The 25,605-nt window shown below is 73.6% G+C and carries 15 protein-coding genes, 1 rRNA gene and 1 pseudogene; 8 read left to right on the top strand and 9 right to left on the bottom strand.

Features of this window, described 5'->3' with window-relative positions; all coding sequences use genetic code 11:
- Together ACTYVM_RS06575 and ACTYVM_RS06570 are read right to left on the bottom strand one after the other, a co-directional pair.
- Positions 1-61 (bottom strand): 16S ribosomal RNA (locus tag ACTYVM_RS06575); the annotation flags it as partial.
- Between the two features lie 644 nt (positions 62-705).
- Positions 706-1,269: a MarR family winged helix-turn-helix transcriptional regulator gene (locus tag ACTYVM_RS06570; RefSeq protein ID WP_400030786.1), complete on the bottom strand. Its 564-nt coding sequence runs from the start codon at positions 1,267-1,269 to the stop codon at positions 706-708.
- Positions 1,270-1,443: 174 nt separating this feature from the next.
- Between ACTYVM_RS06570 and ACTYVM_RS06565 the strand changes: the two genes are divergently transcribed.
- Entirely contained in the window at positions 1,444-2,727 is a 1,284-nt protein-coding gene (locus ACTYVM_RS06565; RefSeq protein WP_445524984.1) for an MFS transporter, read from the top strand.
- Between the two features lie 66 nt (positions 2,728-2,793).
- Here the strand turns inward: ACTYVM_RS06565 and ACTYVM_RS06560 are convergent, their stop codons facing one another.
- Entirely contained in the window at positions 2,794-4,497 is a 1,704-nt protein-coding gene (locus ACTYVM_RS06560; protein WP_445524977.1) for an ATP-binding SpoIIE family protein phosphatase, read from the bottom strand.
- Between the two features lie 234 nt (positions 4,498-4,731).
- Positions 4,732-6,108, bottom strand: coding sequence for an NAD(P)/FAD-dependent oxidoreductase (locus tag ACTYVM_RS06555; RefSeq protein WP_445524976.1), 1,377 nt, complete (start codon positions 6,106-6,108; stop codon positions 4,732-4,734).
- Positions 6,109-6,502: 394 nt separating this feature from the next.
- Here ACTYVM_RS06555 and ACTYVM_RS06550 point away from each other — a divergent pair, with 394 nt between their 5' ends.
- Both ACTYVM_RS06550 and ACTYVM_RS06545 read left to right on the top strand, forming a co-directional pair.
- Entirely contained in the window at positions 6,503-7,291 is a 789-nt protein-coding gene (locus tag ACTYVM_RS06550) for a TetR/AcrR family transcriptional regulator (RefSeq protein ID WP_445524975.1), read from the top strand.
- A gap of 181 nt (positions 7,292-7,472) precedes the next feature.
- The gene (locus tag ACTYVM_RS06545; RefSeq protein WP_445524974.1) at positions 7,473-9,482 is read left to right on the top strand and encodes a sigma-70 family RNA polymerase sigma factor; all 2,010 of its coding nucleotides are present in this window, start codon (positions 7,473-7,475) and stop codon (positions 9,480-9,482) included.
- Here the strand turns inward: ACTYVM_RS06545 and ACTYVM_RS06540 are convergent.
- A complete protein-coding gene (locus ACTYVM_RS06540) occupies positions 9,469-11,568 on the bottom strand; it encodes an asparagine synthase-related protein (protein ID WP_445524973.1) in 2,100 nt (699 codons plus the stop codon). The genes ACTYVM_RS06545 and ACTYVM_RS06540 overlap by 14 nt on opposite strands.
- Before the next feature lie 683 nt (positions 11,569-12,251).
- On the opposite strand from ACTYVM_RS06540, the gene ACTYVM_RS06535 reads away from it, so the two are divergent.
- Together ACTYVM_RS06535 and ACTYVM_RS06530 are read left to right on the top strand one after the other, a co-directional pair.
- Entirely contained in the window at positions 12,252-13,676 is a 1,425-nt protein-coding gene (locus ACTYVM_RS06535) for an NsdA family TPR-like regulatory protein (protein ID WP_445524972.1), read from the top strand.
- 98 nt (positions 13,677-13,774) lie between these two features.
- Positions 13,775-14,094, top strand: a pseudogene (locus ACTYVM_RS06530) (FAD-dependent oxidoreductase); the annotation flags it as partial.
- Between the two features lie 535 nt (positions 14,095-14,629).
- Here the strand turns inward: ACTYVM_RS06530 and ACTYVM_RS06525 are convergent.
- Positions 14,630-15,193 carry a MarR family winged helix-turn-helix transcriptional regulator gene (locus tag ACTYVM_RS06525; RefSeq protein WP_400030786.1) on the bottom strand — a complete coding sequence of 188 codons (564 nt, stop codon included), beginning with the start codon at positions 15,191-15,193 and terminating at the stop codon, positions 14,630-14,632.
- 174 nt (positions 15,194-15,367) lie between these two features.
- On the opposite strand from ACTYVM_RS06525, the gene ACTYVM_RS06520 reads away from it, so the two are divergent.
- Positions 15,368-16,651 (top strand): MFS transporter, encoded by a 1,284-nt coding sequence (locus ACTYVM_RS06520; RefSeq protein ID WP_445524984.1) that lies wholly within the window; start codon positions 15,368-15,370, stop codon positions 16,649-16,651.
- Positions 16,652-16,717: 66 nt separating this feature from the next.
- On the opposite strand, the gene ACTYVM_RS06515 is transcribed toward ACTYVM_RS06520, so the two are convergent.
- Both ACTYVM_RS06515 and ACTYVM_RS06510 read right to left on the bottom strand, forming a co-directional pair.
- A complete protein-coding gene (locus tag ACTYVM_RS06515) occupies positions 16,718-18,421 on the bottom strand; it encodes an ATP-binding SpoIIE family protein phosphatase (RefSeq protein ID WP_445524977.1) in 1,704 nt (567 codons plus the stop codon).
- 234 nt (positions 18,422-18,655) lie between these two features.
- The gene (locus ACTYVM_RS06510; protein WP_445524976.1) at positions 18,656-20,032 is read right to left on the bottom strand and encodes an NAD(P)/FAD-dependent oxidoreductase; all 1,377 of its coding nucleotides are present in this window, start codon (positions 20,030-20,032) and stop codon (positions 18,656-18,658) included.
- 394 nt (positions 20,033-20,426) lie between these two features.
- Between ACTYVM_RS06510 and ACTYVM_RS06505 the strand changes: the two genes are divergently transcribed.
- Together ACTYVM_RS06505 and ACTYVM_RS06500 are read left to right on the top strand one after the other, a co-directional pair.
- The gene (locus tag ACTYVM_RS06505) at positions 20,427-21,215 is read left to right on the top strand and encodes a TetR/AcrR family transcriptional regulator (protein WP_445524975.1); all 789 of its coding nucleotides are present in this window, start codon (positions 20,427-20,429) and stop codon (positions 21,213-21,215) included.
- A gap of 181 nt (positions 21,216-21,396) precedes the next feature.
- Positions 21,397-23,406, top strand: a complete 2,010-nt coding sequence (locus tag ACTYVM_RS06500; RefSeq protein ID WP_445524974.1) for a sigma-70 family RNA polymerase sigma factor — start codon at positions 21,397-21,399, stop codon at positions 23,404-23,406.
- Here ACTYVM_RS06500 and ACTYVM_RS06495 read toward each other — a convergent pair.
- A complete protein-coding gene (locus ACTYVM_RS06495; protein WP_445524973.1) occupies positions 23,393-25,492 on the bottom strand; it encodes an asparagine synthase-related protein in 2,100 nt (699 codons plus the stop codon). The two genes, ACTYVM_RS06500 and ACTYVM_RS06495, sit on opposite strands and share 14 nt — an antisense overlap.
- Positions 25,493-25,605: the final 113 nt, after the last annotated feature.

The raw sequence follows: 25,605 nt of genomic DNA, 5'->3' as shown, positions 1-25,605 counted from the left end.
CTTGCATGTGTTAAGCACGCCGCCAGCGTTCGTCCTGAGCCAGGATCAAACTCTCCGTGAATGTTTTCCCGTGATCGGGATGAACACCACGAGAGCGGAACCGGGAGGAGGAATAGTCCTCTCGGTTCACAGCGTCCTCGCTGTGTTTTTCAAAGGAACCTCGTCCCAGCAGATGCTGGAGACGGGGTATCAACTAATCTGGCGTTGATTTTTGGCACGCTGTTGAGTTCTCAAGGAACGGACGCTTCCTTTGTACTCACCCTCTCGGGCTTTCCTCCGGGCGCTTCCCTTCGGTGTTTCCGACTCTATCAGATCTTTCCGATCCGATTTCCTCGGTGCTTTCCAGGTTTCCGCTCTCGCGTTTCCCTTTCCGGCGGTTCCGACTCTATCAGATCTTTTTCTCGACCTGACCCCCAGTCAGCGGGGTCCGTCTTCCCGGCTGTTGGGCCGTTCCGACGTCCCAAACCTTAGCGGATTCTCTCGGCGATTCCCAATCGGGCCCTCGGGGCGCCGGATCAAGATCGACGAGTCCCACTCGAATTGAATTCGGGCACGCCGAAAACAATCCCGGATGGGAGATCGTGCTGGTGGTTTGGGTGCCGCTCGTGCGGCGGAGGTGTCGACGAGAAACCATGACGGTCCCGCGGCAACCCGGAGAACATTACGGATCCGGCAGGCGACTGTCAAGCGCCCCGCGTCGGGTTCTCAGTCAAGGTCGCTGAGCCGTCCGCCGGCGTCCGGCTGGGCGTGCTCCACACGGCGCAGGATCCTGATCAGGACCTCGCCGAGGGCCGTGCGCTCGGCCGGGGACAGGTCCTGGAGGAGGTCGCCCTCGAAGACCGTGGCCAGCCGCATGGCCTCGAGCCACTTCTCGCGCCCCTCGGCCGTCAGCTCCACGATGACCCGGACGCGGTTGGCCTCGTCGCGTTCCCGCGTGACCAGACCCTCGGCCACCATCCGGTCGATGCGGTGGGTCATCGCGGCGGGGGTGAGGCCGAGCCGCTTGGCGAGGTCGCTCGGGCCCAGTCGGTAGGGGGCGCCGGAGAGGACGAGTGCCTTCAGCACCTCCCAGTCGGCGTTGCTTATGCCGAGCGCGGCGGTCTGCCGGCCGTAGGCCACGTTCATCCGGCGGTTGAGCCGGGACAACGCGGAGACGATCTGCTCGACCTGGGGGTCGAGGTCCTGGAACTCGCGCTGGTAGGCGGCGATCTGCTCTTCGAGCGCAGGCTCGGTGCCGATGCCGTCGATGCCGCCGGGGGTGTCGCCCATGTCCGCAGTATGGCACGGGACTGCTTGGCGTTGAAGTCCTTCCAGGTGTACTGTTTAGCATCGAAGTTTAGGTTCGAAGTCTTCAGTTCTAACTACTGACCACTTCAAGCAACCTCCTGTCCACTACTTGCTTACTTGCTACCTGCTTGAGAGAGGGTGAACGTGACCAGGGCGATGGGCGCAGCGATGCGCCGGATCCACGTGGGCAACGCACTCAGCGCGTTCGGGCTCGGCTTCACCGTTCCCTACCTGTACGTCTATGTGGCGCAGGTGCGGGGTCTGGGGGCCATGACGGCGGGGATCGTCCTCGCCGTCTTCGCCGTGGCCGCGCTGATCGTGCTGCCGTTCGCCGGCCGGGCGATCGTGCGGCGCGGCCCGCTGCCGGTCCTGCTCACCGCCCTGGTCACGGCCGCGCTCGGCGCGCTGAGCCTGGGGCTGGCGGGCGGAGCCGGGGCCGTCCTGCTGTCGGCTGCGGCGCTCGGCGCGGGGCAGGCCGTGATGCAGCCGGCGCTGGCCACGATGATCGTGGAGTGCTCGACGACGGAGACGCGGTCGCGGGCGTTCGCGATGCAGTTCTTCCTTCAGAACCTCGGCCTCGGCGTGGGTGGCCTCATCGGAGGGCACCTCGTCGACACCACCCGGGTCTCCTCCTTCACCCTGCTGTTCGCGATCGAGGCGGCGGTGTTCCTGCTGCTGGTCGCGCTGATGGCGACCGTGCGGATGCCGCACCCGCCGCGGACCGCCGACGACTCGGCGCGGGGCGGACAGCCGGCGGGGACCGGCTGGAGGCAGCTGCTCGGCAACCGGGCGATGGTGCAGCTGTGCGTGCTGGGCTTCGTGCTGTTCTTCGCCTGCTACGGGCAGTTCGAGTCGGGCCTGAGCGCGTACGGCGTGGAGGCCGCGGGCATGGCCCCGTCGATGCTGGGGACGGCGCTCGCCGCCAACACGCTGGTGATCGTGGTGGCGCAGTTCGCCGTGCTGAAGTTCGTGGAGCGGCGGCGGCGGTCGCGGATCATCGCGGCCGTGGGCCTGATCTGGGCCGTGGCGTGGGCCGCGGCGGCGTACGCGGGGCTCGGGCACGGCAGCCGGGCGATGGCCACGGCCGCGTTCGTCTCGACGTACGCCCTGTTCGGGCTCGGTGAGGCGATGCTGTCGCCGACGGTCGCGCCGCTGGTGGCGGACCTCGCTCCGGAGGGGTTGGCCGGGCAGTACAACTCGGCCTTCGCCCTGGTGAAGCAGCTCGCGCTGGCGCTCGGCCCGGCCGCGGGCGGCCCGCTGGCGGCCTCGCTGCCGGGTCCGTACGTGGTGACGTTCCTGTTGTTCTCCCTCCTGATCACCGTCCTGGCGCTGCGGCTGGGGCGGGGGCTCAGCACCGTGCAGGACCATCCGTGGGCCGCGCGGAGCCGCGTGATCGCTCGGGGCGGGCTCACCGCGGAGCCGGTGGGCGCACAGGCGTGAGCCCACGCCCCTCCGCCGGCCGTGGGGCCGCGTCCCGGCCCACCGCGTCCCGGCGGACGGTCCGCCTCAGCGCGGCCCCCGTCGGCCCGCCGCCCCCGGCAGGGTGAACTCGCACCACACCGCCTTGCCACCGCCCGGGGTTCTGCGGGATCCCCAGCTGGTGGCGATGGTGGCGACGATGGCGATGCCGCGGCCCGACTCGTCCCCCGGTTCGGCGCGGCGCCGCCTGGGGAGGTGGTCGTCGCCGTCGGTGACTTCGACGATGAGGCGGCGGTCGGTGCGCCTGAGGCGCAGTCGCATGGGCGGGGTGCCGTGCTGGAGGGAGTTGGCGACCAGTTCGCTGGCGGCGAGGACGCCGAGGTCGTGCAGATCCGGCGGGAAGCGCCAGCTGGTGAGGACGCCGGAGGCGAACGCACGCGCGCGTGGGGCCGCTTCCACCCCGCCGAGCAGTTCCAGCGCGGCGTTGCGGAAGAGCTCGCCGTCCGGGCCCGTGCGGGCGGGGTGCTGGAGGACCATGACGGCCACGTCGTCGTCGTGGTCGGCCTGCACCCCCGCCGAGCGGACCAGGCGGTCGCAGACCACCTGGGGGGAGCCGGTGGCGCCGGCGAGGGCGTGTTCCAACGCGGCGATCCCCTCGTCGAGGTCCTCGTCGCGGCGCTCCACCAGGCCGTCGGTGTAGAGGACCGCCATGGACCCGGGGCTCAGCGGGACCGAGCCGGAGGCATGCACCCAGCCGCCGGTGCCGAGCGGCGGGCCGGTGGGCTCGTCGGCGCGCAGCACGGTGCCGTTCTCGTCGCGGACCAGGATCGGCAGGTGCCCCGCGGAGGCGTACACCAGCCGGCCCTCGTTGGGGTCGTGGACGGCGTACGCGCAGGTGGCGATCTGGTTGGCGTCGATGTCCGCGGCGAGGCCGTCCAGGAGTTGCAGGACCTCGTGCGGAGGCAGGTCCATGCGGGCGTAGGCGCGGACCGCGGTGCGCAGTTGGCCCATGACCGCGGCCGCGCGCACCCCTCTGCCCATCACGTCGCCGATGACCAGTGCGGTGCGGCCGCCGCCGAGGGTGATGACGTCGTACCAGTCGCCGCCGACCGCGGCCTCCGTGCCGCCCGGCTGGTAGGTGGCGGCGATGCGCAGGTCGTCGGGCTGCTCCAGTACTTGGGGCAGGAGCGAGCGCTGGAGGGTGACGGCGGTCTCGCGCTGCCGGCGCTCGCTGGCGCGCAGGCGTTCGGCGGCGTCGGCGTGGTCGGTGACGTCGGTGGCGAAGACCAGAACGCCACGGCCTCCGTGGCCGTCCCGGTCGTCGCGGCCGTCGTTCTCCGGTTCGGCGACCGGTGTGCACGTGAACGTGTACGAGCGGCCGTCCGGTGCCTTGCGGGACTTCAGGGTGCGGGGCCTGCCGCTGCGCTGCACCTGGTCCAGGAGCGGGAGCAGACCCAGTTCGCGCAGTTCGGGCAGGGCCTCGCGGGCGGATCCGCCGGGCGTGCGTGCGCCGAAGGCCGCCGCGTAGGCGTCGTTGACGTAGGCGACGCGGTGGTCGGGGCCGTGGACGAGGGCGACGAGGGCCGGGACGCGGTCGAGGACCTCACGCGCGGGGAGTTCGTCGACGGCCGGTACCGGCGCTGTCTCATCGGTCAGTTGTTCGGCGCGGGCCGCGGGTACGGTGCCGTCCGCCCGTCGGTCCCCGACGGTCGCGAGATCGGGCCGCGCCGCCGCGCGGCGCTGCGTTCCGGTGATTCCGGGGAGCCGGGCGCTCCAGCGCGTGAAGTTCACGAATCCTTGCCTCGTGTCGTCGTCTCAGGCCAGCTCCGGGCCCGGCCGGGGGTCAGGGGCCGCGCGGCGGTGACCGCACATTCTTACTGTGCCGGGGATTCGGCACGGCGGGAATGCGTCATCCGTGCGGGGCGGGCGGCTGCCCGTCCCCGGTCGCGGGCCGGTTGGGCGGTGTGGCCGACCGCGCCGGCATCCGTTGGACGCCGGGGCGTGCGGCGGAGTTCCCCGGTCCGGTCAGGTCGACCCTTTCGGGTTGATGTTCGGGTCGAGAGGATGCTTTCCACCGGCCGCGAGTTCGAACTCCGCCCGGGGATGTTCCAGGGAACCCAGGGAGACGATCTCCCGTTTGAAGAGTCCCGCCAGCATCCATTCCGCGAGCACCCGGGTCTTGCGGTTGACCGTGGGCACCCGGCTGAGGTGGTAGGCGCGGTGCATGAACCAGGCGGGGTAGCCCTTCAGTTTGCGCCCGTAGACCTGCGCGACGCCCTTGTGCAGTCCGAGCGAGGCGACCGAGCCGGCGTATGCGTGCGCGTAGGTCTCCAGGGGTTCGCCGCGCAGGAAGTGGCTGATGTTGTCGCCCAGGAGCCTGGCCTGACGGACCGCGTGCTGGGCGTTGGGCGCGGTGAGGCTGCCCGGTTCGCCGGTGGTGACGTCCGGGACCGCCGCGGCGTCGCCCGCGGCCCAGGCGTGCTCGACGCCTTCGACGGTCAGCTGGGCGGTGCACTTCAGGCGCCCGCGCTCGTTCAGCGGCAGGTCGCTGGCGGCGAGGATCGGATGCGGTTTGACGCCCGCGGTCCACACGACCGTACGGGTCGGGAAGCGCTGCCCGTCGCTGAGGACGGCGACCCGGTCGGCGCACGATTCGAGGCGGGTCCGCAGGAGGACCTGGATGTTGCGGCGGCGCAGCTCGGTGACGGTGTAGCGGCCCAACTCCTCGCCGACCTCGGGCAGGATGCGGTCCGAGGCCTCGACGAGGATCCACTTCATGTCCTCGGGCTTGACGTTGTGGTAGTAGCGGGCGGCGTAGCGGGCCATGTCCTCCAGTTCGCCGAGCGCCTCCACACCCGCGTACCCGCCGCCGACGAAGACGAAGGTGAGGGCCGCGTCGCGGATCGCGGGGTCGCGGGTGGAGGAGGCGATGTCCATCTGCTCGATGACGTGGTTGCGCAGGCCGATGGCCTCTTCGACGGTCTTGAAGCCGATGCCGTAGTCGACCAGGCCGGGGATGGGCAGGGTGCGCGCGACGGATCCCGGGGCGAGGACGAGTTCGTCGTACGCCAGCTTCTCGGTGCCCCCGGTCTCCTCCGTGGCGAGGGTGGTGAGGGTCGCGACGCGGTGCGCGTGGTCGATGGAGGTGGCCTCGCCGACGATGATGCGGCACCGGTCGAGCACGCGGCGCAGCGGGACGACGACGTGCCGGGGGGAGATCGCGCCGGCCGCCGCCTCGGGCAGGAAGGGCTGATACGTCATATAGGGATCGGGGGTGACCACGATGATCTCCGCCTCGCCCCGGCTGAGCTCCTGTCTCATCCGCCGCTGCAGGCGCAGGGCCGTGTACATCCCGACGTAGCCGCCGCCGACAACGAGAATGCGCGCACGTTCCTTCACCATCCCATGACGCACCCGGCGCTCTCGTTTGTCCACAGCCCCGGCGAATTGTGTGACCGTCGGCCGGAGCGGCACGGGGTTGGCCGAATTGTCGATACGTGAGGAAAGGGCCCAGGTCAGTGGGCGCGCGCCGGGGGACGGAAGGGGGCTCAATACGGACGTATGCGGCTCGTACTCCGATCGGGGGGCGCTCCGTGCGGAACCTGCCCCTTCTGAATTGACTCCCTCTCAACTATGTTCGTGTGTCTACGGGGTGTGGGGGATGTGATCCGAGCGAGCCCGCCGAGTACCACCAGATCTCGAGGGCGGGCCTGATCGTGCGTGATCCCGTTCCGCGCGCTCCGGAATCAGGGACGGGGAGTCTCCGGGGGGAGACGTCATTACCGGGGGATCACTTATGCACATTCAGGGCACTCATTGGTCCACCGCGTCCGCCGTGGCACCCGGCGACGGGGCGATGGGCGCTGCGGCGGGCAACGCGCGCGGGGACGAGCCCCGCACGGGCCGGACGGCACCGCTGCGCGTGGACGCACAGCGCAACCTCGAACACGTGCTGCGGGCCGCCCGCGAGGTCTTCGGCGAGCTGGGGTACGGCGCGCCGATGGAGGACGTGGCGCGGCGCGCGCGGGTCGGCGTCGGCACGGTGTACCGGCGCTTCCCGAGCAAGGACGTCCTGGTGCGGCGGATAGCCGAGGAGGAGACCTCCCGGCTGGCCGACCAGGCGCGGGCCGCGCTCGGTCAGGAGGACGAGCCGTGGTCGGCGCTCTCCCGCTTCCTGCGGACGTCGGTGGCCTCCGGCGCCGGGCGGCTGCTGCCGCCGCAGGTGCTGCGGGTCTCGGTCGCCGAGGACCGGGCCGGCGGTGCGGGCGGTCCGGCCGACCCCCGGGTGCCGCAGCAGCGCGTCCAGCCGGGCTCCGGGGAGCTGAGGCTCATGGCCGACGGGACGGCGCCCAAGTCCGGTGCGGCGGAGGACGACGCGGGGGCGGCGGCGCTGCTGGAGGTCGTGGGCCGGCTCGTGGAGCGTGCGCGTGCGGCGGGCGAACTGCGGCCGGACGTGTCGGTGTCGGACGTGCTGCTGGTCATCGCGACGGCGGCGCCCTCGCTGCCGGACGCGGCGCAGCAGGCCGCCGCTTCGGCCCGGCTGCTGGACATCCTGCTGGAGGGGTTGCGGTCGCGGCCCGCGTGAGCGGTGACCCCGCGTGAGCCGCGTCCGGCGGTCCTCCCCGTACGGGTGAGGGCGCTGCCGGGGCGCGGCAGGGCCCCTCGGACGGGTGGAGGATCCCTGCCGTCGGGGCCCGGCGGCGGTCGGTGTGGCAGTCTGGCTCGGTGATCGGGACGGTCGGGCCGGCGACGGGGGCGTTTGCGCGATGAGCGTTGACGGGCGTGGTGACGGCGCCGGTGACGGCGGGTCGCGGACGGACGGGCCGGACTCTCCGCAGGTGCCGTCCCAGGGCGGACCGTCCGGCGTCCCGCACGCCGCCGGGCGGCCCCGGGGTGCCTCGGGGCAGAGCGGCGTACCGGGGCAGAACGCCGTACCGGCGCAGCGCGAGCGGGTGGGAGGGAGCGAGCAGCCGTCCGCGGTGGAGCCGGCGCCCCCGGCGGACCTGCCGCCGTCCGACGCGGAGCTGATCGGGCGGGTGCGCGCGGGCGACGACAGCGCCTACGAGGAGCTGTACCGGCGCCACACCGACGCCGTACGCCGGTACGCGCGCACGTGCTGCCGGGACGCCCACACCGCCGACGACCTGACCGCCGAGGTGTTCGCCCGGGTGCTCCAGGCGGTGCGCGGCGGCTCAGGACCCGAGTACGCCGTACGCGCCTATCTGCTCACCACCGTCCGCCGGGTCGCCGCGCAGTGGACCAGGACCGCCCGGCGCGAGCACCTGGTCGACGACTTCGCGGTGTTCGCCGCGCAGGCCGCGGAGCTCTCGTACGACGCCGCCTCCGGCGGCTCCTTCGGAGCGGGCGTGGACCTCGGCGCCGACGTGCGCGCGATGCACGAGGCCGAGCAGTCGATGGCCGTGCGGGCCTTCCGCTCGCTGCCCGAGCGGTGGCAGGCCGTGCTGTGGCACACCGAGGTCGAGGACGAGTCGCCGAGCGCCGTCGCCACGCTCTTCGGGCTGGACGCCAACGGCACCCGGGTGCTGGCCAGCCGGGCGCGGGAGGGGCTGCGGCAGGCCTACCTCCAGGCCCATGTCAGCGCCTCCCTCACCGCGGACGAGGAGTGCGCCCGCTATGCCGACCAGCTCGGCGGCTACGCCCGCGGCAAGCTGCGCACCCGTGCCGAGCGGGGGCTGCGCAAGCATCTGGAGGAGTGTGCCAAGTGCCGGCTGGCGGCCACGCAGATCGCCGAGGTCGCCGGCGGTATCCCGGCCGTGGTCCCGGTCGCCGTCATCGGCTGGTTCGGCGCCGCGGGGTACGCCAAGGCGCTCGGCATCGTCGCCGGGGGCGCGGGCGCGGCGGGCGCGGCAGGTGCCGCGAGTGCCGCGGGCGGAGGTGCCTCCGGCGGCGGGGGCTCGGTGGCCTCGGAGGGGCTGGGCGCGCCGGTGAAGGCGGGGATCGCGGCCGGTGTGGTCGCCGTGGCCGCCGCGGCGGTCGCGCTCGCGCTGGTCGGTCACGAGACCCCGGCCGGGAAGCCTCAGGCGCGACCCGCCGCGCCCGCACCGGCGGTCGTGCCGCAGCCGCCGAAGCCGGCCTCGAAGCCGACGCCCCCTCTGCCTCCCGCACCGGCCCCGACGCCCGAGCCGCCGAGGCCGGCCCCGAAGTCGACACCGACACCGACACCAACGCCGAGCGTCAAGCCTCCGGCGCCTCCCGCCGCCGCCCCCGCTCCGGCGCCCAAACCGTCGCCGACGCCCGCCCCGACCACGGCGCCCGTGCCCACGCCCGCGCCGACCCCCACACCGACACCCACACCCACGCCGACTCCTCCCCCGCCCGCTCCGGTGGTCTACCGCTGGAACGAGTTGAAGTACGACGTCACCGGAGACGGCACCCGCCCCGAGATGCGGCTCGGCGCGAGCAGTTGGGTGTGGCAGCGCCACAGCCTGTGGATCGCCGGCGAGCGCTACGCGCACGGGGTGACCGTGCACGGCGACTCGTCCGTCACCATCGACCTCAACCGCGAGTGCTCCGCCTACGACGCCGTGGTCGGCGTCGACAGCCTGACGGGCAGGCTCGGCCGGGTCTCCTTCTCGGTGTACGCCGACGGCGTCCGCCTGTGGAACTCGGGGACGGTCGCGGGCCGTGATCCGGCCGTCCCCGTCCATGTGGGCCTCGCCGGGCACCGGACCGTACGGCTGGTCGTCGAGCCGGACAGCTCCTTCGACACCGTGGCCCTGGCGGATTGGGCCGAGTCCCGGTTCACCTGCCGGTAGGGCTCGCCCGGCCGCCGGACGAGAGCGCGCCACGCTGCGGCGCGATGCCCGCCGGTACCGCGCGGGCACGCGCGGGTGTGCCGGTCCAGCAGGTGCCGCGGCGGGACAGCAGGCGCCGCAGCCACAGCTCCAGGGACACCAGCTCCGCCAGGCCGTCCAGCGGCAGCGGCTCGCCCTGCGCGGCCGCGCGCAGGGCCTTGCGGACCACGCGGGCCTCCACCAGGCCGGCCTCGGCGAGCAGCGGGGTGGCGAACAGGTCCACCAGGTCGTTGACGGCCACGCGCAGGCCGGTACGGGACGCCGCCGCGGCCGAGGCGTGCGAGGGGGCGCCCCAGCCCGGTGGCAGGTCGCCCACCCCGGCGCCCTTGAGGACCGTGCGCAGGATCACCGCGCGGGCACCCGGCTGGACCCGCAGTGCCTCCGGCAGGGCCCGGCAGGCGCGGACGACCTGGTTGTCGAGGAAGGGCGTGTGCAGCCGCTGGGAGCGGACCTCGGCCGCCTGCTCGAGCACCCGCAGGTCCGCCGCGTGCCGGGCGAGGGCGGCACGCGCGCGGTAGTCGCCCGGCCGCTGCCCGGGCCCCACTCCCGAACGGTGGGTCGCCCCTTGCAGGCGAACCGATACTTCAGCCAGCGCCTCTCCGGTCAGCCATCGGGCCGCCGGTCCGGGTCTGGCCCAGGAGAGTGCGGCCAGCGACGCCCCGACGGTGCCCGTGGGCTCGTCGAAGCGGCGGTGCAGGAGCCGTTCGGCGAGCACGTCGAGTCCCGCGCGGTAGGGCGTGCGCGCCAGCCGCCGCGCCGCGCCGTACACGCGCGCGGGGACCATGACCGATCCGTCGGCCCTGGCGAGCGCGGCGACCGGCCGGACCAGATGGCGGCGCTTGCGGTCCATCAGCAGGTCGGCCAGGCGCGCGGGGTGGGCGTCCAGGACCTGCCGGGCACCGTGGCCGGTGAAGTGGTCCGCGCTGCCCGCCGCCAGCCGTGCGCGGTGCCGCGCCGCCGCGACGAGGGACGGGCCGGGTTCGTCGGTGAGGGGGCCGTCGAGTTCGGCGTAGGGCAGCACGTCCTCGCCGCCGGTCACCACGACGTGGTGCAGGCGGGGGTTGGCCGCGAGCGTCCCGGCGCGTTCGAGTTCGGCCTCGCGCCCGGTGGCCGTCAGGTCGTTGAAGGTGACCGCGAGCAGGCGCTCGCCGGCTCCCGTGCCGTGGCCCAGGAGGGTGCCGGGTCGGCCCGGGAGCCCGGCGGCCAGCAGCGCGAGCGTGCCCGAGGCCGGGCCGCCGGACAGGTCGGCCCCGATCCCCGGCACCGGCATCCCGCGGGCCGCACGACGCTCGGCGGGACCCATGCCGGGCACCGGCCCCGGGTCGATGTCGGGTACGTGCCGGGGCGCGGACAGCCGGGCGCGGACGGCTTCCACCAGTGCGTCGCGCACCGCGTCGACCGCGCGGTCCGGGTCGGCCGGCGGTGCGGCCACCGCGAGCGAGGCGACCGGCTCGTACCCGGCGACCTCACGCGCCCCCGCGCGCAGGATCAGCGCGTGCCCGGGCGGAACGCGGCGTACGCCCTCGTAGGGCGTGGAGTCGTCCAGCGCGGCCGGTACGTCGGGGGCGGCCAGCAGGGCGGCCAGGTGCCCGAAGTCGAGGTTGGCCTCGACGAGGTCGGCCAGCGGCAGCGCGGCCGTCGCGTACGCCGTGCCGCCGGCCCACGGGGTGTGGAACACCGGGCGGGCCCCGGCGAGGTCGCCGCAGACGGTGATGCGGCGGTCCACCTGTACGACGGCGGTGTAGCTTCCGGGCCAGGCCGTCAGATGCCTGAGCGCGCCCCCGCGCGCGGCGAACAGGCCGACCCTCAGCTGTTCGTCGGAGGCCCCGCAGATGCCGAGCACCGCGATCCTGGTCCGGGCGTCGGCCTGCACCACGCGGATCTCGTCCGGACGCCAGTCGCCGACCGCCCACAGCGGGTCCGGGTCGCCCCACAGGAGCTGGGAGCCCACCGGGTGCAGGGTCTGGCCGTCGTATCCGGTGGCGCCCGCGGAGCCGGTCCCGGTGGCGCCCGCGGCGGTGCTGCTCCATCCCACCAACCACCGCATCGAAGCCTCCACCGCCTGTGGGCAACCAGTGCACCGCAACGAACCAGGTCACCATGCTGCCACGAAGGAGGCGCGCCGGAGGGGAGGCGGAGCCGCCTTAGGTACGGTGTGCGCGCCCCCGCGCGCCGGCCCCGGCAGTGGCGAACGCCCGTACCGTGCACGGCCGTCACGACTCGAATGCGCCCCCTGATGCGCTCCCCGCAACACCCTTCGCGCCCTCAACTGCCGTGGTGGGAGCGGTGATCGGCGGCGGGAGGCAGAGTCGACTTTCGGCCAATTCTGCGCCATGGGGACACATGTGCGCACACTCCGTACTCGCTCTGCGTCTCACGCAGACAACACGCAGTCCGGGAGGCGGAGTTCGCCCCCCGGACCGTTCCGCCGCCCGCGGGGATGAAGGCGGCGGTGTCCCCCAGCCCACTGGATCCAGTACAGCGGGCCGACCCACGCAGGACCATGGAACCGCTCCCTCGGTGGCCGGAGAAGAGCGCACGGGCGGGCGCACGGCCACACGACGGGGGCACGCCGCAACCCTGCGTGCAGGGACCGTACTTGAGTGCGGGCCACAATCCCGCCATCCGGAAGAATGCCCCTTAACGCTTGGGATGCGGCGAACTACGCTGGGTTTACGAATGCCGCGTGGTTATGCCAGCGCGGCAGCCGTCTGTGTCGAGGGGTGGCGCATGTCCAGGGAGCAACGCGGGCCGAACGAAAAGCTCGGCGCCGTTCTCGCCCTCGCGGGAATCAGCAACGCAGGACTCGCGCGGCGCGTCAACGACCTCGGCGCCCAGCGCGGGTTGACACTTCGCTACGACAAGACCTCGGTGGCGCGCTGGGTTTCGAAGGGGATGGTGCCGCAGGGTGCGGCGCCGCACCTCATCGCCGCCGCCATCGGGCAGAAGCTCGGCCGCCCGGTGCCGCTCCACGAGATCGGCCTGGCGGACGCGGATCCCGCACCCGAAGTGGGCCTCGCCTTCCCCAGGGACGTGGGCCAGGCGGTGAAGTCGGCGACGGAGCTGTACCGGCTCGACCTCGCCGGCCGCCGGGCCGGCTCCGGCGGCATCTGGCAGTCGCTCGCCGGATCGTTCGCAGTGAGCGCATACGCAACGCCCGCCTCGCGGTGGCTGATAACCCCGGCCGACAGTTCGGTGGCGCGTGAGGCGGGCCCTGCGGAGTCCTCCGGCACACCGGTCAAAGTCGGCCACAGCGATGTGCGCAAGCTGCGGGAGGCCGCCGAGGACGCCAGGCGCTGGGACTCCAAGTACGGAGGCGGCGACTGGCGTTCCTCGATGGTGCCCGAGTGCCTGCGCGTGGAGGCGGCGCCGCTGCTGCTCGCCTCGTACTCCGACGAGGTCGGCAGGGCGCTGTTCGGCGCCTCCGCCGAACTGACCCGGCTCGCCGGCTGGATGGCCTTCGACACCGGCCAGCAGGAGGCCGCCCAGCGCTACTACATCCAGGCGCTGCGCCTGGCCCGCGCCGCCGCCGACGTGCCCCTCGGCGGCTACGTCCTGGCCTCCATGTCCCTCCAGGCCACCTACCGCGGCTTCGGCGACGAGGGCGTCGACCTCGCGCAGGCCGCCCTGGAGCGCAACCGGGGCCTGGCCACGGCCCGCACCATGAGCTTCTTCCGGCTCGTCGAGGCACGCGCCCACGCACGCGCGGGCGACGCCCAGGCGGCCGGCGCCGCCCTGAAGGCGGCCGAGGGCTGGCTCGAGCGGTCCCGCGACGGGGACAACGACCCGTCCTGGCTCGGCTTCTACGGCTACGACCGGTTCGCCGCCGACGCCGCCGAGTGCTACCGGGACCTGAAGGCACCCCGCCAGGTCCGCCGCTTCACCGAGCAGGCGCTGTCGAAGCCGACCGAGGAGTTCGTCCGCTCGCACGGCCTGCGGCTGGTCGTCTCGGCCGTCGCCGAACTGGAGTCCGGCAACCTGGACGCGGCCTGCGCGCAGGGCGTGCGGGCCGTGGAGGTCGCCGGGCGCATCTCCTCCGCGCGCACCACGGAGTACGTCAAGGACCTCCTGCACCGGCTGGAGCCGTACAGCGACGAGCCACGCGTGGTCGAGCTGCGCGAGCGGGCCCGCCCGCTGCTGATGACACCGGCCTGAGTCCGTCCTGCGCCCGGTCTGAACCCGGTCCGAACCCGCCCCTGCCGGACACCACGGCCGCGTCGTCCCGCCGGATCGGCGGCATTGTCAGTGCCGCGGTGCACTATCGAGGCGGGAGGTGGAGCAGGTGCGGCCGGACATCGCTTACGACTGCGACGTGCTGGTGATCGGAGGTGGCATCGTCGGACTGTCGACGGCGTACGCGATCACGCGCGCCACGCCGGGCACCCGTGTGACCGTGCTGGAGAAGGAGCAGGGCCCGGCCCGGCACCAGACGGGACGCAACAGCGGGGTGATCCACAGCGGGATCTACTACCGGCCGGGCTCGCTGAAGGCGCGGTACGCGGCGCAGGGCGCCGCCGAGATGGTCAAGTTCTGCGCGGAGCACGGCATCGCGCACGAGGTGACCGGCAAACTCAGATGCTGGAGACGGGGTATCAACTAATCTGGCGTTGATTTTTGGCACGCTGTTGAGTTCTCAAGGAACGGACGCTTCCTTCGTACTCACCCTCTCGGGCTTTCCTCCGGGCGCTTCCCTTCGGTGTTTCCGACTCTATCAGATCTTTCCGATCCGATTTCCTCGGTGCTTTCCAGGTTTCCGCTCTCGCGTTTCCCTTTCCGGCGGTTCCGACTCTATCAGATCTTTTTCTCGACCTGACCCCCAGTCAGCGGGGTCCGTCTTCCCGGCTGTTGGGCCGTTCCGACGTCCCAAACCTTAGCGGATTCTCTCGGCGATTCCCAATCGGGCCCTCGGGGCGCCGGATCAAGATCGACGAGTCCCACTCGAATTGAATTCGGGCACGCCGAAAACAATCCCGGATGGGAGATCGTGCTGGTGGTTTGGGTGCCGCTCGTGCGGCGGAGGTGTCGACGAGAAACCATGACGGTCCCGCGGCAACCCGGAGAACATTACGGATCCGGCAGGCGACTGTCAAGCGCCCCGCGTCGGGTTCTCAGTCAAGGTCGCTGAGCCGTCCGCCGGCGTCCGGCTGGGCGTGCTCCACACGGCGCAGGATCCTGATCAGGACCTCGCCGAGGGCCGTGCGCTCGGCCGGGGACAGGTCCTGGAGGAGGTCGCCCTCGAAGACCGTGGCCAGCCGCATGGCCTCGAGCCACTTCTCGCGCCCCTCGGCCGTCAGCTCCACGATGACCCGGACGCGGTTGGCCTCGTCGCGTTCCCGCGTGACCAGACCCTCGGCCACCATCCGGTCGATGCGGTGGGTCATCGCGGCGGGGGTGAGGCCGAGCCGCTTGGCGAGGTCGCTCGGGCCCAGTCGGTAGGGGGCGCCGGAGAGGACGAGTGCCTTCAGCACCTCCCAGTCGGCGTTGCTTATGCCGAGCGCGGCGGTCTGCCGGCCGTAGGCCACGTTCATCCGGCGGTTGAGCCGGGACAACGCGGAGACGATCTGCTCGACCTGGGGGTCGAGGTCCTGGAACTCGCGCTGGTAGGCGGCGATCTGCTCTTCGAGCGCAGGCTCGGTGCCGATGCCGTCGATGCCGCCGGGGGTGTCGCCCATGTCCGCAGTATGGCACGGGACTGCTTGGCGTTGAAGTCCTTCCAGGTGTACTGTTTAGCATCGAAGTTTAGGTTCGAAGTCTTCAGTTCTAACTACTGACCACTTCAAGCAACCTCCTGTCCACTACTTGCTTACTTGCTACCTGCTTGAGAGAGGGTGAACGTGACCAGGGCGATGGGCGCAGCGATGCGCCGGATCCACGTGGGCAACGCACTCAGCGCGTTCGGGCTCGGCTTCACCGTTCCCTACCTGTACGTCTATGTGGCGCAGGTGCGGGGTCTGGGGGCCATGACGGCGGGGATCGTCCTCGCCGTCTTCGCCGTGGCCGCGCTGATCGTGCTGCCGTTCGCCGGCCGGGCGATCGTGCGGCGCGGCCCGCTGCCGGTCCTGCTCACCGCCCTGGTCACGGCCGCGCTCGGCGCGCTGAGCCTGGGGCTGGCGGGCGGAGCCGGGGCCGTCCTGCTGTCGGCTGCGGCGCTCGGCGCGGGGCAGGCCGTGATGCAGCCGGCGCTGGCCACGATGATCGTGGAGTGCTCGACGACGGAGACGCGGTCGCGGGCGTTCGCGATGCAGTTCTTCCTTCAGAACCTCGGCCTCGGCGTGGGTGGCCTCATCGGAGGGCACCTCGTCGACACCACCCGGGTCTCCTCCTTCACCCTGCTGTTCGCGATCGAGGCGGCGGTGTTCCTGCTGCTGGTCGCGCTGATGGCGACCGTGCGGATGCCGCACCCGCCGCGGACCGCCGACGACTCGGCGCGGGGCGGACAGCCGGCGGGGACCGGCTGGAGGCAGCTGCTCGGCAACCGGGCGATGGTGCAGCTGTGCGTGCTGGGCTTCGTGCTGTTCTTCGCCTGCTACGGGCAGTTCGAGTCGGGCCTGAGCGCGTACGGCGTGGAGGCCGCGGGCATGGCCCCGTCGATGCTGGGGACGGCGCTCGCCGCCAACACGCTGGTGATCGTGGTGGCGCAGTTCGCCGTGCTGAAGTTCGTGGAGCGGCGGCGGCGGTCGCGGATCATCGCGGCCGTGGGCCTGATCTGGGCCGTGGCGTGGGCCGCGGCGGCGTACGCGGGGCTCGGGCACGGCAGCCGGGCGATGGCCACGGCCGCGTTCGTCTCGACGTACGCCCTGTTCGGGCTCGGTGAGGCGATGCTGTCGCCGACGGTCGCGCCGCTGGTGGCGGACCTCGCTCCGGAGGGGTTGGCCGGGCAGTACAACTCGGCCTTCGCCCTGGTGAAGCAGCTCGCGCTGGCGCTCGGCCCGGCCGCGGGCGGCCCGCTGGCGGCCTCGCTGCCGGGTCCGTACGTGGTGACGTTCCTGTTGTTCTCCCTCCTGATCACCGTCCTGGCGCTGCGGCTGGGGCGGGGGCTCAGCACCGTGCAGGACCATCCGTGGGCCGCGCGGAGCCGCGTGATCGCTCGGGGCGGGCTCACCGCGGAGCCGGTGGGCGCACAGGCGTGAGCCCACGCCCCTCCGCCGGCCGTGGGGCCGCGTCCCGGCCCACCGCGTCCCGGCGGACGGTCCGCCTCAGCGCGGCCCCCGTCGGCCCGCCGCCCCCGGCAGGGTGAACTCGCACCACACCGCCTTGCCACCGCCCGGGGTTCTGCGGGATCCCCAGCTGGTGGCGATGGTGGCGACGATGGCGATGCCGCGGCCCGACTCGTCCCCCGGTTCGGCGCGGCGCCGCCTGGGGAGGTGGTCGTCGCCGTCGGTGACTTCGACGATGAGGCGGCGGTCGGTGCGCCTGAGGCGCAGTCGCATGGGCGGGGTGCCGTGCTGGAGGGAGTTGGCGACCAGTTCGCTGGCGGCGAGGACGCCGAGGTCGTGCAGATCCGGCGGGAAGCGCCAGCTGGTGAGGACGCCGGAGGCGAACGCACGCGCGCGTGGGGCCGCTTCCACCCCGCCGAGCAGTTCCAGCGCGGCGTTGCGGAAGAGCTCGCCGTCCGGGCCCGTGCGGGCGGGGTGCTGGAGGACCATGACGGCCACGTCGTCGTCGTGGTCGGCCTGCACCCCCGCCGAGCGGACCAGGCGGTCGCAGACCACCTGGGGGGAGCCGGTGGCGCCGGCGAGGGCGTGTTCCAACGCGGCGATCCCCTCGTCGAGGTCCTCGTCGCGGCGCTCCACCAGGCCGTCGGTGTAGAGGACCGCCATGGACCCGGGGCTCAGCGGGACCGAGCCGGAGGCATGCACCCAGCCGCCGGTGCCGAGCGGCGGGCCGGTGGGCTCGTCGGCGCGCAGCACGGTGCCGTTCTCGTCGCGGACCAGGATCGGCAGGTGCCCCGCGGAGGCGTACACCAGCCGGCCCTCGTTGGGGTCGTGGACGGCGTACGCGCAGGTGGCGATCTGGTTGGCGTCGATGTCCGCGGCGAGGCCGTCCAGGAGTTGCAGGACCTCGTGCGGAGGCAGGTCCATGCGGGCGTAGGCGCGGACCGCGGTGCGCAGTTGGCCCATGACCGCGGCCGCGCGCACCCCTCTGCCCATCACGTCGCCGATGACCAGTGCGGTGCGGCCGCCGCCGAGGGTGATGACGTCGTACCAGTCGCCGCCGACCGCGGCCTCCGTGCCGCCCGGCTGGTAGGTGGCGGCGATGCGCAGGTCGTCGGGCTGCTCCAGTACTTGGGGCAGGAGCGAGCGCTGGAGGGTGACGGCGGTCTCGCGCTGCCGGCGCTCGCTGGCGCGCAGGCGTTCGGCGGCGTCGGCGTGGTCGGTGACGTCGGTGGCGAAGACCAGAACGCCACGGCCTCCGTGGCCGTCCCGGTCGTCGCGGCCGTCGTTCTCCGGTTCGGCGACCGGTGTGCACGTGAACGTGTACGAGCGGCCGTCCGGTGCCTTGCGGGACTTCAGGGTGCGGGGCCTGCCGCTGCGCTGCACCTGGTCCAGGAGCGGGAGCAGACCCAGTTCGCGCAGTTCGGGCAGGGCCTCGCGGGCGGATCCGCCGGGCGTGCGTGCGCCGAAGGCCGCCGCGTAGGCGTCGTTGACGTAGGCGACGCGGTGGTCGGGGCCGTGGACGAGGGCGACGAGGGCCGGGACGCGGTCGAGGACCTCACGCGCGGGGAGTTCGTCGACGGCCGGTACCGGCGCTGTCTCATCGGTCAGTTGTTCGGCGCGGGCCGCGGGTACGGTGCCGTCCGCCCGTCGGTCCCCGACGGTCGCGAGATCGGGCCGCGCCGCCGCGCGGCGCTGCGTTCCGGTGATTCCGGGGAGCCGGGCGCTCCAGCGCGTGAAGTTCACGAATCCTTGCCTCGTGTCGTCGTCTCAGGCCAGCTCCGGGCCCGGCCGGGGGTCAGGGGCCGCGCGGCGGTGACCGCACATTCTTACTGTGCCGGGGATTCGGCACGGCGGGAATGCGTCATCCGTGCGGGGCGGGCGGCTGCCCGTCCCCGGTCGCGGGCCGGTTGGGCGGTGTGGCCGACCGCGCCGGCATCCGTTGGACGCCGGGGCGTGCGGCGGAGTTCCCCGGTCCGGTCAGGTCGACCCTTTCGGGTTGATGTTCGGGTCGAGAGGATGCTTTCCACCGGCCGCGAGTTCGAACTCCGCCCGGGGATGTTCCAGGGAACCCAGGGAGACGATCTCCCGTTTGAAGAGTCCCGCCAGCATCCATTCCGCGAGCACCCGGGTCTTGCGGTTGACCGTGGGCACCCGGCTGAGGTGGTAGGCGCGGTGCATGAACCAGGCGGGGTAGCCCTTCAGTTTGCGCCCGTAGACCTGCGCGACGCCCTTGTGCAGTCCGAGCGAGGCGACCGAGCCGGCGTATGCGTGCGCGTAGGTCTCCAGGGGTTCGCCGCGCAGGAAGTGGCTGATGTTGTCGCCCAGGAGCCTGGCCTGACGGACCGCGTGCTGGGCGTTGGGCGCGGTGAGGCTGCCCGGTTCGCCGGTGGTGACGTCCGGGACCGCCGCGGCGTCGCCCGCGGCCCAGGCGTGCTCGACGCCTTCGACGGTCAGCTGGGCGGTGCACTTCAGGCGCCCGCGCTCGTTCAGCGGCAGGTCGCTGGCGGCGAGGATCGGATGCGGTTTGACGCCCGCGGTCCACACGACCGTACGGGTCGGGAAGCGCTGCCCGTCGCTGAGGACGGCGACCCGGTCGGCGCACGATTCGAGGCGGGTCCGCAGGAGGACCTGGATGTTGCGGCGGCGCAGCTCGGTGACGGTGTAGCGGCCCAACTCCTCGCCGACCTCGGGCAGGATGCGGTCCGAGGCCTCGACGAGGATCCACTTCATGTCCTCGGGCTTGACGTTGTGGTAGTAGCGGGCGGCGTAGCGGGCCATGTCCTCCAGTTCGCCGAGCGCCTCCACACCCGCGTACCCGCCGCCGACGAAGACGAAGGTGAGGGCCGCGTCGCGGATCGCGGGGTCGCGGGTGGAGGAGGCGATGTCCATCTGCTCGATGACGTGGTTGCGCAGGCCGATGGCCTCTTCGACGGTCTTGAAGCCGATGCCGTAGTCGACCAGGCCGGGGATGGGCAGGGTGCGCGCGACGGATCCCGGGGCGAGGACGAGTTCGTCGTACGCCAGCTTCTCGGTGCCCCCGGTCTCCTCCGTGGCGAGGGTGGTGAGGGTCGCGACGCGGTGCGCGTGGTCGATGGAGGTGGCCTCGCCGACGATGATGCGGCACCGGTCGAGCACGCGGCGCAGCGGGACGACGACGTGCCGGGGGGAGATCGCGCCGGCCGCCGCCTCGGGCAGGAAGGGCTGATACGTCATATAGGGATCGGGGGTGACCACGATGATCTCCGCCTCGCCCCGGCTGAGCTCCTGTCTCATCCGCCGCTGCAGGCGCAGGGCCGTGTACATCCCGACGTAGCCGCCGCCGACAACGAGAATGCGCGCACGTTCCTTCACCATCCCATGACGCACCCGGCGCTCTCGTTTGTCCACAGCCCCGGCGAATTGTGTGACCGTCGGCCGGAGCGGCACGGGGTTGGCCGAATTGTCGATACGTGAGGAAAGGGCCCAGGTCAGTGGGCGCGCGCCGGGGGACGGAAGGGGGCTCAATACGGACGTATGCGGCTCGTACTCCGATCGGGGGGCGCTCCGTGCGGAACCTGCCCCTTCTGAATTGACTCCCTCTCAACTATGTTCGTGTGTCTACGGGGTGTGGGGGATGTGATCCGAGCGAGCCCGCCGAGTACCACCAGATCTCGAGGGCGGGCCTGATCGTGCGTGATCCCGTTCCGCGCGCTCCGGAATCAGGGACGGGGAGTCTCCGGGGGGAGACGTCATTACCGGGGGATCACTTATGCACATTCAGGGCACTCATTGGTCCACCGCGTCCGCCGTGGCACCCGGCGACGGGGCGATGGGCGCTGCGGCGGGCAACGCGCGCGGGGACGAGCCCCGCACGGGCCGGACGGCACCGCTGCGCGTGGACGCACAGCGCAACCTCGAACACGTGCTGCGGGCCGCCCGCGAGGTCTTCGGCGAGCTGGGGTACGGCGCGCCGATGGAGGACGTGGCGCGGCGCGCGCGGGTCGGCGTCGGCACGGTGTACCGGCGCTTCCCGAGCAAGGACGTCCTGGTGCGGCGGATAGCCGAGGAGGAGACCTCCCGGCTGGCCGACCAGGCGCGGGCCGCGCTCGGTCAGGAGGACGAGCCGTGGTCGGCGCTCTCCCGCTTCCTGCGGACGTCGGTGGCCTCCGGCGCCGGGCGGCTGCTGCCGCCGCAGGTGCTGCGGGTCTCGGTCGCCGAGGACCGGGCCGGCGGTGCGGGCGGTCCGGCCGACCCCCGGGTGCCGCAGCAGCGCGTCCAGCCGGGCTCCGGGGAGCTGAGGCTCATGGCCGACGGGACGGCGCCCAAGTCCGGTGCGGCGGAGGACGACGCGGGGGCGGCGGCGCTGCTGGAGGTCGTGGGCCGGCTCGTGGAGCGTGCGCGTGCGGCGGGCGAACTGCGGCCGGACGTGTCGGTGTCGGACGTGCTGCTGGTCATCGCGACGGCGGCGCCCTCGCTGCCGGACGCGGCGCAGCAGGCCGCCGCTTCGGCCCGGCTGCTGGACATCCTGCTGGAGGGGTTGCGGTCGCGGCCCGCGTGAGCGGTGACCCCGCGTGAGCCGCGTCCGGCGGTCCTCCCCGTACGGGTGAGGGCGCTGCCGGGGCGCGGCAGGGCCCCTCGGACGGGTGGAGGATCCCTGCCGTCGGGGCCCGGCGGCGGTCGGTGTGGCAGTCTGGCTCGGTGATCGGGACGGTCGGGCCGGCGACGGGGGCGTTTGCGCGATGAGCGTTGACGGGCGTGGTGACGGCGCCGGTGACGGCGGGTCGCGGACGGACGGGCCGGACTCTCCGCAGGTGCCGTCCCAGGGCGGACCGTCCGGCGTCCCGCACGCCGCCGGGCGGCCCCGGGGTGCCTCGGGGCAGAGCGGCGTACCGGGGCAGAACGCCGTACCGGCGCAGCGCGAGCGGGTGGGAGGGAGCGAGCAGCCGTCCGCGGTGGAGCCGGCGCCCCCGGCGGACCTGCCGCCGTCCGACGCGGAGCTGATCGGGCGGGTGCGCGCGGGCGACGACAGCGCCTACGAGGAGCTGTACCGGCGCCACACCGACGCCGTACGCCGGTACGCGCGCACGTGCTGCCGGGACGCCCACACCGCCGACGACCTGACCGCCGAGGTGTTCGCCCGGGTGCTCCAGGCGGTGCGCGGCGGCTCAGGACCCGAGTACGCCGTACGCGCCTATCTGCTCACCACCGTCCGCCGGGTCGCCGCGCAGTGGACCAGGACCGCCCGGCGCGAGCACCTGGTCGACGACTTCGCGGTGTTCGCCGCGCAGGCCGCGGAGCTCTCGTACGACGCCGCCTCCGGCGGCTCCTTCGGAGCGGGCGTGGACCTCGGCGCCGACGTGCGCGCGATGCACGAGGCCGAGCAGTCGATGGCCGTGCGGGCCTTCCGCTCGCTGCCCGAGCGGTGGCAGGCCGTGCTGTGGCACACCGAGGTCGAGGACGAGTCGCCGAGCGCCGTCGCCACGCTCTTCGGGCTGGACGCCAACGGCACCCGGGTGCTGGCCAGCCGGGCGCGGGAGGGGCTGCGGCAGGCCTACCTCCAGGCCCATGTCAGCGCCTCCCTCACCGCGGACGAGGAGTGCGCCCGCTATGCCGACCAGCTCGGCGGCTACGCCCGCGGCAAGCTGCGCACCCGTGCCGAGCGGGGGCTGCGCAAGCATCTGGAGGAGTGTGCCAAGTGCCGGCTGGCGGCCACGCAGATCGCCGAGGTCGCCGGCGGTATCCCGGCCGTGGTCCCGGTCGCCGTCATCGGCTGGTTCGGCGCCGCGGGGTACGCCAAGGCGCTCGGCATCGTCGCCGGGGGCGCGGGCGCGGCGGGCGCGGCAGGTGCCGCGAGTGCCGCGGGCGGAGGTGCCTCCGGCGGCGGGGGCTCGGTGGCCTCGGAGGGGCTGGGCGCGCCGGTGAAGGCGGGGATCGCGGCCGGTGTGGTCGCCGTGGCCGCCGCGGCGGTCGCGCTCGCGCTGGTCGGTCACGAGACCCCGGCCGGGAAGCCTCAGGCGCGACCCGCCGCGCCCGCACCGGCGGTCGTGCCGCAGCCGCCGAAGCCGGCCTCGAAGCCGACGCCCCCTCTGCCTCCCGCACCGGCCCCGACGCCCGAGCCGCCGAGGCCGGCCCCGAAGTCGACACCGACACCGACACCAACGCCGAGCGTCAAGCCTCCGGCGCCTCCCGCCGCCGCCCCCGCTCCGGCGCCCAAACCGTCGCCGACGCCCGCCCCGACCACGGCGCCCGTGCCCACGCCCGCGCCGACCCCCACACCGACACCCACACCCACGCCGACTCCTCCCCCGCCCGCTCCGGTGGTCTACCGCTGGAACGAGTTGAAGTACGACGTCACCGGAGACGGCACCCGCCCCGAGATGCGGCTCGGCGCGAGCAGTTGGGTGTGGCAGCGCCACAGCCTGTGGATCGCCGGCGAGCGCTACGCGCACGGGGTGACCGTGCACGGCGACTCGTCCGTCACCATCGACCTCAACCGCGAGTGCTCCGCCTACGACGCCGTGGTCGGCGTCGACAGCCTGACGGGCAGGCTCGGCCGGGTCTCCTTCTCGGTGTACGCCGACGGCGTCCGCCTGTGGAACTCGGGGACGGTCGCGGGCCGTGATCCGGCCGTCCCCGTCCATGTGGGCCTCGCCGGGCACCGGACCGTACGGCTGGTCGTCGAGCCGGACAGCTCCTTCGACACCGTGGCCCTGGCGGATTGGGCCGAGTCCCGGTTCACCTGCCGGTAGGGCTCGCCCGGCCGCCGGACGAGAGCGCGCCACGCTGCGGCGCGATGCCCGCCGGTACCGCGCGGGCACGCGCGGGTGTGCCGGTCCAGCAGGTGCCGCGGCGGGACAGCAGGCGCCGCAGCCACAGCTCCAGGGACACCAGCTCCGCCAGGCCGTCCAGCGGCAGCGGCTCGCCCTGCGCGGCCGCGCGCAGGGCCTTGCGGACCACGCGGGCCTCCACCAGGCCGGCCTCGGCGAGCAGCGGGGTGGCGAACAGGTCCACCAGGTCGTTGACGGCCACGCGCAGGCCGGTACGGGACGCCGCCGCGGCCGAGGCGTGCGAGGGGGCGCCCCAGCCCGGTGGCAGGTCGCCCACCCCGGCGCCCTTGAGGACCGTGCGCAGGATCACCGCGCGGGCACCCGGCTGGACCCGCAGTGCCTCCGGCAGGGCCCGGCAGGCGCGGACGACCTGGTTGTCGAGGAAGGGCGTGTGCAGCCGCTGGGAGCGGACCTCGGCCGCCTGCTCGAGCACCCGCAGGTCCGCCGCGTGCCGGGCGAGGGCGGCACGCGCGCGGTAGTCGCCCGGCCGCTGCCCGGGCCCCACTCCCGAACGGTGGGTCGCCCCTTGCAGGCGAACCGATACTTCAGCCAGCGCCTCTCCGGTCAGCCATCGGGCCGCCGGTCCGGGTCTGGCCCAGGAGAGTGCGGCCAGCGACGCCCCGACGGTGCCCGTGGGCTCGTCGAAGCGGCGGTGCAGGAGCCGTTCGGCGAGCACGTCGAGTCCCGCGCGGTAGGGCGTGCGCGCCAGCCGCCGCGCCGCGCCGTACACGCGCGCGGGGACCATGACCGATCCGTCGGCCCTGGCGAGCGCGGCGACCGGCCGGACCAGATGGCGGCGCTTGCGGTCCATCAGCAGGTCGGCCAGGCGCGCGGGGTGGGCGTCCAGGACCTGCCGGGCACCGTGGCCGGTGAAGTGGTCCGCGCTGCCCGCCGCCAGCCGTGCGCGGTGCCGCGCCGCCGCGACGAGGGACGGGCCGGGTTCGTCGGTGAGGGGGCCGTCGAGTTCGGCGTAGGGCAGCACGTCCTCGCCGCCGGTCACCACGACGTGGTGCAGGCGGGGGTTGGCCGCGAGCGTCCCGGCGCGTTCGAGTTCGGCCTCGCGCCCGGTGGCCGTCAGGTCGTTGAAGGTGACCGCGAGCAGGCGCTCGCCGGCTCCCGTGCCGTGGCCCAGGAGGGTGCCGGGTCGGCCCGGGAGCCCGGCGGCCAGCAGCGCGAGCGTGCCCGAGGCCGGGCCGCCGGACAGGTCGGCCCCGATCCCCGGCACCGGCATCCCGCGGGCCGCACGACGCTCGGCGGGACCCATGCCGGGCACCGGCCCCGGGTCGATGTCGGGTACGTGCCGGGGCGCGGACAGCCGGGCGCGGACGGCTTCCACCAGTGCGTCGCGCACCGCGTCGACCGCGCGGTCCGGGTCGGCCGGCGGTGCGGCCACCGCGAGCGAGGCGACCGGCTCGTACCCGGCGACCTCACGCGCCCCCGCGCGCAGGATCAGCGCGTGCCCGGGCGGAACGCGGCGTACGCCCTCGTAGGGCGTGGAGTCGTCCAGCGCGGCCGGTACGTCGGGGGCGGCCAGCAGGGCGGCCAGGTGCCCGAAGTCGAGGTTGGCCTCGACGAGGTCGGCCAGCGGCAGCGCGGCCGTCGCGTACGCCGTGCCGCCGGCCCACGGGGTGTGGAACACCGGGCGGGCCCCGGCGAGGTCGCCGCAGACGGTGATGCGGCGGTCCACCTGTACGACGGCGGTGTAGCTTCCGGGCCAGGCCGTCAGATGCCTGAGCGCGCCCCCGCGCGCGGCGAACAGGCCGACCCTCAGCTGTTCGTCGGAGGCCCCGCAGATGCCGAGCACCGCGATCCTGGTCCGGGCGTCGGCCTGCACCACGCGGATCTCGTCCGGACGCCAGTCGCCGACCGCCCACAGCGGGTCCGGGTCGCCCCACAGGAGCTGGGAGCCCACCGGGTGCAGGGTCTGGCCGTCGTATCCGGTGGCGCCCGCGGAGCCGGTCCCGGTGGCGCCCGCGGCGGTGCTGCTCCATCCCACCAACCACCGCATCGAAGCCTCCACCGCCTGTGGGCAACCAGTGCACCGCAACGAACCAGGTCACCATGCTGCCACGAAGGAGGCGCGCCGGAGGGGAGGCGGAGCCGCCTTAGGTACGGTGTGCG

It is taken from the genome of Streptomyces cyslabdanicus, assembly GCF_052663305.1.
This window is presented reverse-complemented; position numbering and strand designations above follow the sequence as displayed.